Raw genomic sequence first — 13,381 nt, forward strand, 5'->3', positions numbered from 1 at the left:
AAATAATGGTGATATGTTATCGCATCTCGTCAGGCGCGTCCGCTCCTAAAAGAGCCAGGCCAGACTTCAAAACATTCGCGACAGCATTCACCAGCCCAAGTCTGGCAATGCTCAATTCTCGGTTTTTATCGTTAATAAAACGTAATTCCTGATGGTCTTTACCCTTGTTCCAGTGTCCATGGAAGGAACTGGCGAGATCATAGAGGTAAAAAGCAAGCCGGTGCGGCTCATGCGAAAGGGCCGCCGATTCGATCAGGCGCGGATATTCAGCGAGCTTTGCAACCAGTTGCAACTCGTTGATATCGCTAATCAAAGAGACAGACGCCGCCATCTCTTCAGCCGAAGGAGAAAGCCCCGGAAACGCCTCCTGCGCCTGCCGGAAGATCGACATGGAGCGGGCATGGGCATATTGCACGTAAAAGACCGGATTATCCTTCGATTGTTCGGTCACTTTCGCGAAATCGAAGTCCAGCGGCTCGGAATTCTTCCGATAAAGCATCATGAATCGCACCGGATCGCGACCCACTTCGTCCACAACATCGCGCAGTGTCACGAAGTCGCCGGAGCGCTTTGACATCTTCACCGGCTCACCGTCGCGGTAGAGCTTGACGAGCTGGCACAGGAGCACCGTCAGTTTCGACTTGCCTTCCGACACAGCGCGCGCAACCGCTTCCAGCCGCTTCACGTAGCCGCCATGGTCGGCGCCGAGCACATAGATCATCTCGGAGAAACCACGGTCGAACTTGTTCTTGAAATAAGCGACGTCTGCGGCGAAATAGGTGTAGGAACCGTCCGACTTCATCAGCGCGCGGTCCATGTCGTCGCCCACTTCCGTGGAGCGGAACAGCGTCTGCTCGCGGTCTTCCCAGTCTTCCGGCAATTCGCCCTTCGGCGGCGGCAGGGTGCCCTTGTAGACATGGCCCTTGAAGGTCAGATCATTGATGGCCGAGAGGATTGGCCCGCCATTGCCCTCATGCAGCGTGCGCTCCGAGAAGAACACGTCATGCTTGACGTTCAGCGTCTCAAGATCCTCGCGTATCATCGCCATCATCGCGTCGATCGCCTTGTCCTTGACGATCGGCATCCACTTTTCCTCGGGCATGGCGCGCAGCTTGATGCCATATTCATCCGCCAGCGCCTGACCGACGGGAACGAGGTAGTCGCCGGGGTAGAAGCCCGACGGAATGGCGCCGATATCTTCGCCGAGCGCCTCGCGGTAACGCAGGAACACCGAACGGGCCAGCACGTCGATCTGCGAACCGGCATCGTTGATGTAATATTCCTTGGTGACGCCATAACCCGCAAAAGCAAGCAGGTTCGCCAGCGTGTCACCCACCACGGCACCACGGCAATGGCCGACATGCATCGGGCCGGTCGGGTTGGCGGAGACATATTCGACGTTGATCTTCTGGCCCGCACCGATGGTGGAGCGGCCGAAATCGATGCCCTGCCCGATCATGTCGGCGAGAAGACGCTGCCAGTAACCGACCGAGACCTTGAGATTGATGAAGCCAGGACCTGCGACATTGACGCTGTCGACATCGCCATCCGCCTGAAGTGCCGGCACGATGAGTTCGGCCAGCGCCCGCGGATTGGTGCCGAGCGGCTTCGCCAGCACCATGGCGGCATTGGTTGCGACATCGCCATGGCTCAGATCGCGCGGGGATTCGACGGTAATTCGACTGAAATCGACCTTTTCGCGGTTCTCTTTCACGAGATCGAGGGTCTCGAGCGCGTTTTTGATCCTGGTATCGAAATCGGCAAAAATGTTCATCGTTCCAACCTGCGCGAAGGGCTTCTGTTTATGTCCGGCCATCATAACCGGGTTGGCTTCGCGATCGCCCGCTGCCCTATCGCAAATCGGGGGTGTGGTCAAACAGCCGCTGGTGGGCGCGCAGTGCATAACTATCCGTCATACCCGCCAGATAATCGCCCACATGCCGGGCTTTTGCGGCCACGCTCATGCCGGAAATGCTGTCCACCCAGTAGTGGCTCTGCATCTCCGCCGGCGTTTCCATATAACGGTGGAAAAGATCGGTGACGATCTGTGTCGCGCCGGCGCGGATGCGCATGATCTCCGGGTGGCGGTAGATATGGCCGAACAGCAGCTTCTTGATCTGCCGGTCGGTCTCGGCCATTTCCGGCGAGAAGGTCGCAACGGTGAAATCGGCAGCGCGGATATCCGCCGCACTCTTCGGCTTCAGACGGGCCAGATTCTGCTGCGCAACGCCGATCACATCCTCCACCATATGGGTGATCTGCCGGCGCATGATCTCATTGGCGAAACGCTCCTTGTCGAGCACGGGATATTTCGCCCGCACCTGCGCCATCAGGCCGCTGAGGAACGGCACCTCCTCCAGCATCTCGAAAGTGAGATAACCGGCGCGCAACCCGTCATCGATGTCATGGGTATTATAGGCGATGTCATCGGCAATCGCCGCCACCTGCGCCTCGAGGCTGGCATAGCTGCCGATCTCCAGATCCTGCAGCTCGCAATATTCGAGGATGGGCAGCGGAACCGGCCCCTTGATCCCCTCGCCCCTGGCATTCACCAGCGGGCCATTGTGCTTGACCAGCCCTTCGAGCGTCTCCCAGGTGAGGTTGATGCCGTCATATTCGGCGTAGCGGCGCTCCAGCTTGGTGACGATGCGCAGCGACTGCGCATTGTGATCGAAGCCGCCATAGGGCAACAGCACCGCGTCCAGCGCATCCTCGCCGGTATGGCCGAAAGGCGTGTGGCCGAAGTCATGCACCAGCGCCACGCCCTCGGCCAGGTCCTCGTCGAGTTTCAGCGCGCGGGCGAGCGCGCGGGCGATCTGGGCCACCTCAATGGTGTGGGTGAGACGCGTGCGATAGTGATCGCCGTCGGGGCTGATGAACACCTGCGTCTTGTGCTTCAGGCGGCGAAAGGCTGTCGTGTGGACGATGCGGTCCCGGTCGCGCTGGAATTCCGACCGTGTCAGGCTACCCTCTTCGGCAAAAAGACGCCCGCGCGTGGTCCACGGATCGGAGGCGAAAACCGCTCTCTCGCCACTTCCGAAACCCAATGCGCGCTGGTCTATGATCATATATCCACCTGTTGTCTTCTCTGGCCGCGACGTCCTTTTCGTCTCGGCCATTGACCTTTTCATTCACCCTTCATACCTATCGAAGAGGTCAGCGCAAAGCATCATCGCGGCGCAGGCGCCTTCACACAGGCTATAGACCGTTAATTTGACCGGTTTATAATAGTGACAATGAGATAATTGCTCTCCGGTTCTTGACCCCGGCACGAGGAACGACATGGAAAACAGCGACATTACACTTTCGGAAGCCGCAGCGAAGCGAATCGCCCAGATCGTCGCAGCGGATGCAGGCAAACAGGCATTGCGCGTTTCGGTGGAAGGCGGCGGCTGCTCGGGCTTCTCCTACAAGTTCGATCTGGCGGAAGACCCCGCCGATGACGACATCGTGATTGCGCGCGGCGACGCCAAGGTGCTGATCGACAGCATGTCGGTCATCTACATGGCCGGCTCCGAAATCGACTTCGTCGACAACCTGCTCGGCCAGTCCTTCCAGATCAAGAACCCGAATGCGGTCGCAAGCTGCGGCTGCGGCACCAGCTTCTCGATCTGACGCCATTCTATCCACCACATCCTCACCAGCCGTTTCCAAAAACGGTGGCAATCGCTTTTGCATCGGGTAAAAGTACCCCCACAAAAGGGAAACTCCGATGAAGATTGCCACCTGGAACATCAATGGCGTCAAGGCGCGTATCGAAAACCTCTGCCAGTGGCTGAAGGATTCATCGCCTGACATTGTCTGCCTTCAGGAAATCAAATCCGTCGACGAAGGCTTTCCCCGCCTTGAGATCGAGGCTCTCGGCTATCATGTCGAGACACATGGTCAGAAGGGCTTCAACGGTGTCGCCCTGCTCTCGAAGATGAAGCCGGACGAGATCAATCGCGGCTTGCCGGGAGACGATGCCGACGAACAGGCGCGTTTCATCGAGGGCGTGTTTTCCGTCGATGGCGGCGCGATCCGGGTCTGCTCGCTTTACCTGCCGAACGGCAATCCGCCGGATGATCCGGTCAAATATCCCTACAAGCTTGCCTGGATGGAACGGCTGCGCCGCTTTGCCGAAGACCGCCTCGCGCTGGAGGAGCCGCTCATTCTGGCCGGTGACTACAACGTCATCCCCGAACCCTTCGATTGCCACGACCCACGCGTGTGGGAAGGTGACGCCCTGTTCCTGCCGCAGACCCGTTCGGCCTTCCGCAAGCTGGAAAATCTCGGCTTTACCGATGCCGCGCGCGCAACGACGGATGAGCCCGGACTTTATTCCTTCTGGGATTATCAGGCCGGCGCATGGCCGAAAAACAACGGCATCCGCATCGACCACCTGATGCTGTCGGCGGAAGCGGCGGACCGGCTGCAATCGGTCAACATCGAAAAACATGTGCGGGCATGGGAAAAACCGTCCGACCACGTACCGGTCTGCGGTTACTTCGATTTCAGACCGGTCGGCTGACCGGCTCTCACCAAGGCGGCTGAAGCCTCAGCCGCGGGCGACATCAGTTCAATCCGGATCGTCGATCCGCATGTTCTGCGCCATCGCGATTGCCGCGCGGCGATCATTTTCACCAGAGAGCGAAAACGCCTGCTCCTGAAGGCTCTGGATCCAGGTGCAATCCACCGCCGTGCATTTGTCCAACGCGGCCGTCATGAAGGCCAGTCCTTGCGTCGTCTGGCCTTCCTGGAAGAGCAGATTGCCGAAAATCGACATGGCGCCAGCATGGCCGTGCTTGCGCGCCTGGTTAAGCCACTTCTTGGCCTGCTGCACATCCGCGCGGCCACCCTCGCCCGCAAGGATCATCTCCGCCAGCCGGAACTGCGCTTCGGCCACACCAAAGGTTGAAGCCACCTGAAAATAAAGCTGGCGGGCCTGCGAAAGGTCCATCTTCACCGGGCTTCCGGGAATACCGTGGCGGTAATAATCGGCAAGGGAAAGAAGCGCGTTGACGAAGAAACCGGTATCTTCCGAACCCGGCTCGACGCCCTGATTGGCGATTTCGCTGTAAATCTTGAAAGCTTCGAAGTCGTTCTTGGCGACGCCGTCGCCGAAGGCGTACATATTGGCAAGCGCCCAGCGCGAGCCTGTATGGCCCTTTTCAGCCGCGTAGCGATAGGCCTCGACAGCTTCGCCCTTGTTGCCGTTCTTGTAGGCCTTGAAACCGAACTTGAACAGATCGAAGGGGCCGGATTCCTTGGTCACGCCCGCATTGATGTCAAAAGCCGCGGCAGGCATTGCGAGCGACGCAAGCAACATGCCCATAAGGAGCGGCTTTAAAACGTTGGCTTCACATTTCAGCATTTCAGCGAACTTCTCTCACTCTTCCCGGCATATAGCCAATACTTGCGGAATACTGCAAAGCCGAACCCCGCCGGGTCGCGATTTTTCGAACACACTGCGTCTTTCCGGCAGCACTTTCCAGCGCACCGCCGGTGGTTTCATGCGGCAATTGCTCAAAATTTTCAGTGAGACAGATATAGGCATAATTTCCGGCAATATAACGGCGTTTCACCGCCTGCCGGTCAACGTCAAACAAGAAAGCCGGACCAAATTCCCGTATTACTTGCTTAAACCCTGAATCCAAATCCGTTTTCACTTTCTGCAATTCCGCAGGCCCACATCAAACGCCTGCATGTTCTTCCATTCCCGCGCCCATAAACATAAGCCAAGCACCCTGTTTGTGGCGGGAAATGGACAGATATGCCCACATTCCAACGCGGCTCCACGCTTGCAGAAAAGTGTTGCCAAATCGTCACAAAACTTGTGGGCTAGAAATTTTTACCAGGCAGGAATCACAGTCGGCCAAGAAAAAAGGTCCGGTTGGTAAACCGGACCTTTATTTTAGCATCCACGAAAGGATGGCGTCAGAACTTGACCTTCACGCCCGTGGAGATGGCAGCCACGAGATCGTTGCCGAAGGTGTAACCCGCCTCGTCGCCACATCTTGCGCCCAGGGGACCGCAGGGTGCGCCGCCGATGGAAGAGCTGCCCGATGTCAGGAGGCCAAGCGCGCCGGCAATCTTGAACTCAATGTTCTTGTTGGGCGAATAGATCAGCTGCGTGCCGACCATCCAGGTATCGGTCTGCGTGCCGATGACCGTCGATGTGCCGCGATCCCAGGTCAGGCTGACCGCGCCGCTCCACTGTTCGTTGAACTTGTGGCCGATACCGCCCGAAATCGTCCAGCCGTCGCGGTAGAAGAGGTCGAGCGTGTTGATGGCGCTGGCGGTTCCCGCAACGCAGGTCGGCGAACCGACGGCGCAGAACGGAATTGTCTGGATCTGGCTCCAGTCGGTCCACTTCACCGAACCGAAAGCCAGCCAGCCGGGCGCAATACCGGACTGGACCTTCCACTCAATGCTGTCAGGCATGGAGACGCTGCCGTAAACCGGCGTGATCCGTCCGGAAATCGCATTCAAACCAACCGGAAGATTGGTGAGATTGACGTTACCCGTCAGATCGACATCAACGGCACTGTTATAAACAAGGCTGGTGCGGAAAGCGATTTCCGGAATTTCGTAAGCGACACCGGCGCGCCAGCCCCAGCCATCGCCTTCCATTTCCAGCTTGCCGATACCGTTATAGATCGAGGTCGGAATGCCGCCTGCGGCAAGGGCAATCGGCGATACGACCTGACGATATTTGTAGCCGCTGAGTTCCTGATAGAAACCACCGCCGATGATCGAGAAATCACCCTTGCCGAGATCGAATTTCACGCGGCAGGTGGTGGCGTAGTTATGTGATTTCACCTTGGTTTCGATGTTGTAGCTCGCGCCCTGCCAGATGCCGGGGTTGAGATCCGCGCCCCAGGGCTGAGAATAATCGAACATGCAGTCGCCGAAATCGCCGATGGCCGCTTTTGCGCCAACCCGGGTCGACCAGTAGTTCTCGCCATCGTCAGCGCTGGTGCTCCAGCTGGCCGGCAACGGAATGGGTGTCGCACTGGTCGGGCTCTTGTTGGGATTGTCGCGCGCATTCTCGACCTTGCGCTGCGGCGCTACGAAAGTAGCGGAACTATCCAGAACATAGTCGGACGGGTCGAACAGCAGGTCGATATTATAACCACCGCGCTCAAGGCCACCCGCCAGTGAAGGCGTGACCGCCGCGATGCTGACTGCGAAACATACCGCGCCGCGAAAAATTGCAGTTTTTGCCATCTCTCTCCCCAATCAAGGCAATGTGATCGAGGATAGAGTGAAGTGCTGACGGGCAAATGACAATGTGCCGCAGCGCGGCGCGATCCTGCCCGCACAGCCATTTTTTTACGTAAGTTTTTTATGTATGCCCTCTTATATAATCATTTTAGGCTATTTTTCTAACCCGACTGGAAAAACTGATACAAAACGAAACAAATTCCCAACCGGAACGGGAAATGTCGCCAAATAACCACAGTTGGCGGTTTCCCGAACAAACCCGCTTATCAGGCCGTTTTCATTGGTTTTTTTCAGCTTTTCCAGGCGTTTTTGGCGACAATCAGGGTGAAATAATCGCACTGTCAGGCAAGTGCGATTCGCCAGTGCAACGCAGCAATGAAAAGAAATGAATTGTCACAACCGGCAAAAAACACCCGCCCTTGCCGGTGCTTCAGACAGTCGATGAAAGGTCGAAAATACTGGCGCTGTCGTCCTCGCCCGTGAGGCGAGAAACCATCTTCGATCGTGGGCCCTTATCCCCGGGCCAAACCCGGGGATAAGCTTGTGTTCAAGGGGAGAACATCCACGATGGGCCTGCCCTCCTCATGGCCCGCTTTCAATATGCGGCGGCACACCGCAAGCCTTATCCCGCCTCGCTGACGCGTTGCAGGGCGGTTCTGAGGCTCGCCAGCTGAACATCCAGCTCCGCCTTGCGCTCGCGCTCGGCGGCCACGACTTCAGGATCGGCATTGGCCACGAATTTTTCATTCGAGAGCTTCTTGTCGATGCGCTCCATTTCCGCATCCACCTTGCCGATCGCCTTTTCAAGGCGCGCTTTTTCAGCACCAAGATCAACAAGGTTGCCAAGCGGCAGGCAGACAGTGGCTTCGCCGACGATGATCTGCGCGGAACCCTTCGGCGCAACATCGGCGCCGCGGATTTCATCAGCCCGCGCCAGACGCCGGATGGCGGCAGCATGGCGGTCGAGCCGCGCCTCTGTCGATGTGTTGGCGCCGACAACCACCAGCGATGCGGTGGCGCCCGGCGGCACATTCATCTCGGCGCGCGTCGAGCGGATACCGGAGACCAGATCGATCAGCCAGTTGATTTCCGCAGCCGAGGCATCGTCACGGAACTCCGGCACCGGCCAGTCGGTCAGGCAGAGCAGATCGTCCCGCTCCTCGCCCTCGCCGGCCGTGTGCGCCCACAGCTCTTCCGTCATGAAGGGCATGAAGGGATGCAGAAGCTTGTAGATCTCGTCCAGAACATAGGCCGCGCAGGCCTGCGATTCCGACTTTGCCTTTTCGTCTTCGCCGCTGAAGACGGGCTTCAGCAGTTCCAGATACCAGTCGCAGAACTGGTTCCAGACGAAGCGGTAGAGAATGCCGGAGGCATCGTTGAAGCGGAAGTTCTCAAGCGCCGCCGTCACATCACGCGCCGTATTGGCAAGTTCGGTCAGGATCCAGCGGTTGATGGTCAGCGAAGCGGTTTCTGCAAGGAAATGCGGATCGCGCTTCACGCCGTTCATCTCGGCAAAACGCGTCGCATTCCAGAGCTTGGTGCCGAAGTTGCGATAACCGGCAATACGCGCCGGATCGAGCTTCACGTCGCGGCCCTGCGCCGCCATGATGGCAAGCGTGAAACGCAGCGCATCCGCACCATATTCGTCGATCAGTTCCAGCGGATCGATGACGTTGCCCTTGGACTTCGACATCTTCTGGCCGTTCTTGTCACGAACCAGCGCGTGGATATAGACCGTGCTGAACGGCTCGACCGGATTGCCCGCATCGTCCTTCATGAAATGCAGGCCCATCTGCATCATCCGCACAACCCAGAACGGGATGATATCGAAGCCGGTGACCAGCACGTTGGTCGGATAATAACGCGCCAGTTCCGGTGTCTGCTCGGGCCAGCCGAGCGTCGAGAACGGCCAGAGCGCCGACGAGAACCAGGTGTCGAGAACGTCTTCGTCGCGGGTCAGGATTTCACCCGGCTTGAAGTTCTCAAGCTTCTCCTCGACCCAGGCCTTCCATGGGCCTTCATGGGCGATGTAATGCTGGATGGCCGCCTGAAGCGCCTCTTCCTCGGTCTTCTCAACGAAGACCTGCCCGTCCGGGCCGTACCATGCGGGAATCTGGTGTCCCCACCACAATTGCCGCGAGATACACCAGGGCTGGATATTTTCCATCCACTGGAAGTAGGTGTTTTCCCAATTCTTCGGCACGAAATTGGTGCGGCCTTCACGAACGGAGGCAATGGCCGGCTGGGCCAGCGTCTTGTTATCCACCCACCACTGGTCGGTCAGACGCGGCTCGATCGGCACGCCGCCGCGGTCACCATGCGGCACCACGTGCTTGTGCGGCTCGATCCTGTCGAGCAGGCCGGCTTCCTCGAAGATTTCGACGATGACCTTGCGGGCGAAGAAGCGATCCTGTCCTTCCAGACGATCCCACGCGCCATGCAGCGCGGCGGGATGGCTGAGGCCTTCGAGGAAATCCTCGTTCTCCTTGATCGAAATCGTTCCGTCGATATTCATGACGTTGATGGCGCGCAGGCCACAACGCTTGCCGACTTCGAAATCGTTGAAATCATGCGCAGGCGTGATCTTGACCGCGCCCGTTCCCGCCGTCGGATCGGCATAATCATCAGCGACGATCGGGATCTTGCGGCCGACGATCGGCAGAATGACGTGCTTGCCGACGATGCCCTTATAACGCTCGTCCTCCGGGTTCACCGCAACGCCCGTATCACCCAGCATGGTTTCCGGGCGCGTCGTGGCAACGACGATGTAATCGCGCGTCTCGAATTCCGTGGGTTTGCCTTCTTCATCGAAAGCAACGGGGTATTGATAGGTGACGCCCTTTTCCAGCGGATAGCGCAGGTGCCACAGATTGCCCTTCATCTCGATCTGCTCGACTTCCATGTCGGAAATGGCGGTGAGCAACTTCGGATCCCAGTTGACGAGGCGTTTGTCCTTATAGATCAGGCCCTGTTTGTAGAGCGTGACGAAAACCTCGAGAACGGCCTCGGAAAGACCCTCGTCCATGGTGAAGCGCTCGCGCGACCAGTCACAGGACGCACCGAGGCGTTTCAGCTGGTTGAAGATCAAACCACCCGATTCAGCCTTCCACTCCCAGACCTTCTCCACGAAAGCCTCGCGGCCCATGTCGCGGCGGCCCGGAAGCTGGGCTTCCATCAGCTTGCGCTCGACGACCATCTGCGTGGCGATGCCCGCATGGTCCATGCCCGGCTGCCACAGCACATCCTTGCCGCGCATGCGCTCGAAGCGGACCAATATATCCTGCAGCGTGTTGTTGAGCGCATGGCCCATATGCAGGGAGCCCGTCACATTTGGCGGCGGGATGACGATGGTGAAGGTTTCCGCACCCGGCTTGGCATTGGCGCCGGCCCGGAAGGCGTTCGCCTCGTCCCAGGCTTTGGCGATCTTCGGTTCGACGGTTGCGGAATCGTAGGTCTTTTCGAGCATTTCCTGACCTGAATTTTAGAGTTCTTGTGTGGATTTTTTAAATAAGGATGGACGGTCGAGAGTCAACAGAAACCAGCCCGCGAGCGACCCATTGAGAGGTTCCATCTGCGACTATGACCCGATAACGCCTTCATCTTCAACAAAAAAGCCGCCCCGGTGCCGGAGCGGCCTGTGTTTCGTCATGCCTGTCGCATTGCAACAGGCGACCGGGCGTGATTTAGCGGCGCGAACCGCGCGCCACGCGTTCGATTTCCTCACGCACGAGACGCTCCACCAGGGTCGGCAGATTGTCCTCCAGCCAGTCCTGCAGCATCGGACGCAGCATGTCGGCGGCCATGTCCTCGATCGAACGGCGCTCGACACCATCAAAAACCTCCGCAAGCTCGCTGAAGGAGCGCGCGATCTGCGCACCGGCGGCGGCGGAAATAAGGTTGAGCGACAGCCCGCCCTCTTCCTGCGGCTCGGCCAGATCGAATGTCGGCATCTCGACGGCAGGTTCCTGCACGGAAATCTCGAAACGCTCCTCGGCGGCAGGCGTCTCGATGGCGCCGCGCAGCGTCAGCTGATCGAAGCGGCTCCCGGCAAAAGGCGCATTTTCGACGGCGGCAGCGGCGGCGCGATCCTCTGCGGCAAAAGATGCGGGCTGTTCGCTGATGCTTGCGGCAGCGGCTGCCAGCAACGGGCGCACATCGGTCGGGCGCTGCGGCGCGGCGCGTTCAACCGGCTGTGCGGCCGAAGGCTGAGCTACGCCTGAAGACTGGGCAGCGGGAGCCGCTTGTGCGGGCTCACGCTGTGCCTGTGCGGCGAATGCCTGCGGCCCCATGGCGGCGTTGCGGTCGGCAGCGGCACGCACGCGCGCTGCGACATCGGCCAGCGACATGGTCTTGTCAGAGCTGTCCTGCTGTTCAGGCGCCGGCTTTTCGGAGACCGGAGAGAAATCCTGCACCGGCCTTGCGCCATAGGCCTGGTTTGCGGCGGGGGGAACACGTGCCGGCGGGCTGGCAGGCTCCGCCACGAAGGCCGCTTCGCTTGCAGCGTCGTCTTCATCATCATAGACAGGCGGCAACTGTCCGGAAAACGCACCGGCAGGGCCGGTCTCGTTGCTTTCGATGATCCGGCGTATGGACGCCAGAATTTCTTCCATGGACGGTTCACGCGCTACGCTTGGCTGAGCCATATCAATCCCCGGTTTCCACTCTCGAGCGTCCCAGCCGCATCGCTTCGGATGCCGGACAGGGCGCTTCGCACCTGTTCAATTCCTGCATCGCGTTCACGACAATCGAACCCGATCGCCGCGCCGATGCTCTGAAACATGTCAGGTCAAAACCGCCGAGCGTCTTTGCCGTCCCTGTCGCAGGTTCATGCGGGGCAGAAATACGCACACCCCGAATCACCCTTAGTTTAGGGCAGCATACTCAGGAACTAAATCACTGATTCGACAACTTTCGTGGTGATGCACAGCTTTGTGAGAACGGCCTTTTCGGCAATGCCGAGGATGAGCGGGGGGCACATGGCGGCCCTGCCCCAAAAAACAAACGCCGGGGTGAAAACTTCACCCCGGCGTCCGGAACAGAATGATCTATTCCTGGGATCAGAAAACGAATTCGGCCGCCTTGGCGAAACCCGGCAGGGGCTTGACCGAAGCATTGAAGGAGGTCACGGCCGACGTGCTGTTGCCGTCGCGGCGATAGACGGTGGCCTTTGCCGCATTGCCATATCCGACAACGACAACCAGACGTCCGCCGTCACGCAGCTGGTCGGTCAGCGCCGCCGGCACTTCCTCGACCGAACCGTTGACGAAAACGAGATCATAGGGCGCTTCGCCCGCATAACCCTTTTCGAGATCGCCGGTGACAACAGCAACATTGTCATATCCGAGCGAAGCCAGCGTCTCGGTGGCCTGTGCCGCCAGAGCCTCATCGCTTTCGAGAGAAACCACCGAACCGGCGATCTGCGAAAGGATCGCGGCCGCATAACCGGCGCCACCGCCGACTTCCAGCACGACGTCTTCCTTGGACACGGCAGCAAGCTGAAGAAGCTTTGCCAGTGGCGAAGCCTTCATCACGTAACGGGCCGGGAGGCCGTCCCGGGCGGGACAGATCTGCAGATCTTCGTCCGCATAGGCAATCTGCCGCACGCCCGCCGGCACGAAAGCCTCGCGCGGCACGCTCAAAAACGCCTTCAGCACCGAATGTGACGTCACGTCGGTCGTGCGCAACTGGCTATCGACCATATTGGCGCGTGCGGTTTCGAAATCCATCATATCGTTATCGCCTCAATTTCGCGGATGCCGGTCGGGAAGCCTCGGCTCCAAAAGCTCAAAACGGCACGGGTCTCCCCTCGCCTTTGGATAACCTCATAATTGCCCAAGCCTGCGCTTTCAAGCGCGGTGAGCGGGATAAAGCGAAGTGGCGGGGATTTTTAGGGCAGCAGGAACGGGAATGACCGCAACTAAGATGCAACAAGGTCAAGACAACAGGCTCTGTTGGTGAGAGTTCGGGAGGCTAAACCCGAAATTCGAAAAATCGGCCTTCATACGAGCTGCCGAATCCGAGGCGTCCAAGATGCGTTCGGCAGGCACTTTACCGTCCGCCGGTTCCTTTGTCCTTCTTCGCTTGATCGTGATGCCACTTGATGGCGAAGAACATGCCCGTGCCCAGGACGATAACCTTGAGCGGAAAGACGACTATGGGGAACAAGTCTACCCAA

The 13,381-nt window shown here is 58.8% G+C and carries 10 protein-coding genes; 2 read left to right on the plus strand and 8 right to left on the minus strand.

The window, feature by feature from the left end; genetic code table 11:
- Positions 1 to 16: 16 nt before the first annotated feature.
- Together FY152_06740 and FY152_06745 are read right to left on the minus strand one after the other, a co-directional pair.
- Positions 17 to 1,774: an arginine--tRNA ligase gene (locus tag FY152_06740; protein UXS31798.1), complete on the minus strand. Its 1,758-nt coding sequence runs from the start codon at positions 1,772 to 1,774 to the stop codon at positions 17 to 19.
- A 76-nt stretch (positions 1,775 to 1,850) separates the two neighbouring features.
- Entirely contained in the window at positions 1,851 to 3,068 is a 1,218-nt protein-coding gene (locus FY152_06745) for a deoxyguanosinetriphosphate triphosphohydrolase (GenBank protein UXS31799.1), read from the minus strand.
- 214 nt (positions 3,069 to 3,282) lie between these two features.
- Here FY152_06745 and erpA point away from each other — a divergent pair, with 214 nt between their 5' ends.
- Both erpA and xth read left to right on the plus strand, forming a co-directional pair.
- Positions 3,283 to 3,615: an iron-sulfur cluster insertion protein ErpA gene (erpA, locus tag FY152_06750; protein ID UXS31800.1), complete on the plus strand. Its 333-nt coding sequence runs from the start codon at positions 3,283 to 3,285 to the stop codon at positions 3,613 to 3,615.
- A gap of 97 nt (positions 3,616 to 3,712) precedes the next feature.
- The gene (gene xth, locus FY152_06755) at positions 3,713 to 4,510 is read left to right on the plus strand and encodes an exodeoxyribonuclease III (protein ID UXS31801.1); all 798 of its coding nucleotides are present in this window, start codon (positions 3,713 to 3,715) and stop codon (positions 4,508 to 4,510) included.
- Between the two features lie 48 nt (positions 4,511 to 4,558).
- On the opposite strand, the gene FY152_06760 is transcribed toward xth, so the two are convergent.
- From FY152_06760 to FY152_06785, 6 genes are all read right to left on the minus strand, one after another.
- The gene (locus FY152_06760; GenBank protein UXS31802.1) at positions 4,559 to 5,353 is read right to left on the minus strand and encodes a sel1 repeat family protein; all 795 of its coding nucleotides are present in this window, start codon (positions 5,351 to 5,353) and stop codon (positions 4,559 to 4,561) included.
- 1 nt (position 5,354) lies between these two features.
- Entirely contained in the window at positions 5,355 to 5,657 is a 303-nt protein-coding gene (locus tag FY152_06765) for a hypothetical protein (protein UXS31803.1), read from the minus strand.
- A gap of 259 nt (positions 5,658 to 5,916) precedes the next feature.
- Positions 5,917 to 7,209 (minus strand): transporter, encoded by a 1,293-nt coding sequence (locus FY152_06770; protein UXS31804.1) that lies wholly within the window; start codon positions 7,207 to 7,209, stop codon positions 5,917 to 5,919.
- A 619-nt stretch (positions 7,210 to 7,828) separates the two neighbouring features.
- Positions 7,829 to 10,672 (minus strand): valine--tRNA ligase, encoded by a 2,844-nt coding sequence (locus tag FY152_06775; GenBank protein ID UXS31805.1) that lies wholly within the window; start codon positions 10,670 to 10,672, stop codon positions 7,829 to 7,831.
- Between the two features lie 217 nt (positions 10,673 to 10,889).
- Positions 10,890 to 11,849: a DUF2497 domain-containing protein gene (locus FY152_06780; GenBank protein UXS31806.1), complete on the minus strand. Its 960-nt coding sequence runs from the start codon at positions 11,847 to 11,849 to the stop codon at positions 10,890 to 10,892.
- Between the two features lie 414 nt (positions 11,850 to 12,263).
- Positions 12,264 to 12,935, minus strand: a complete 672-nt coding sequence (locus FY152_06785; GenBank protein UXS31807.1) for a protein-L-isoaspartate O-methyltransferase — start codon at positions 12,933 to 12,935, stop codon at positions 12,264 to 12,266.
- Between the last annotated feature and the right edge of the window lie 446 nt (positions 12,936 to 13,381).

Origin of the sequence: Agrobacterium tumefaciens (assembly GCA_025560025.1) — a bacterium.
Lineage (GTDB): Bacteria > Pseudomonadota > Alphaproteobacteria > Rhizobiales > Rhizobiaceae > Agrobacterium.

Excerpts from the sequence above, each read along its gene's own strand:
- FY152_06785 (UXS31807.1), bottom strand. The coding sequence starts at position 12,935 with ATGATGGATTTCGAAACCGCACGCGCCAATATGGTCGATAGCCAGTTG.
- FY152_06775 (UXS31805.1), bottom strand. The coding sequence starts at position 10,672 with ATGCTCGAAAAGACCTACGATTCCGCAACCGTCGAACCGAAGATCGCC.
- FY152_06780 (UXS31806.1), bottom strand. The coding sequence starts at position 11,849 with ATGGCTCAGCCAAGCGTAGCGCGTGAACCGTCCATGGAAGAAATTCTG.
- erpA (UXS31800.1), top strand. The coding sequence starts at position 3,283 with ATGGAAAACAGCGACATTACACTTTCGGAAGCCGCAGCGAAGCGAATC.
- xth (UXS31801.1), top strand. The coding sequence starts at position 3,713 with ATGAAGATTGCCACCTGGAACATCAATGGCGTCAAGGCGCGTATCGAA.
- FY152_06760 (UXS31802.1), bottom strand. The coding sequence starts at position 5,353 with ATGCTGAAATGTGAAGCCAACGTTTTAAAGCCGCTCCTTATGGGCATG.
- FY152_06740 (UXS31798.1), bottom strand. The coding sequence starts at position 1,774 with ATGAACATTTTTGCCGATTTCGATACCAGGATCAAAAACGCGCTCGAG.
- FY152_06770 (UXS31804.1), bottom strand. The coding sequence starts at position 7,209 with ATGGCAAAAACTGCAATTTTTCGCGGCGCGGTATGTTTCGCAGTCAGC.
- FY152_06745 (UXS31799.1), bottom strand. The coding sequence starts at position 3,068 with ATGATCATAGACCAGCGCGCATTGGGTTTCGGAAGTGGCGAGAGAGCG.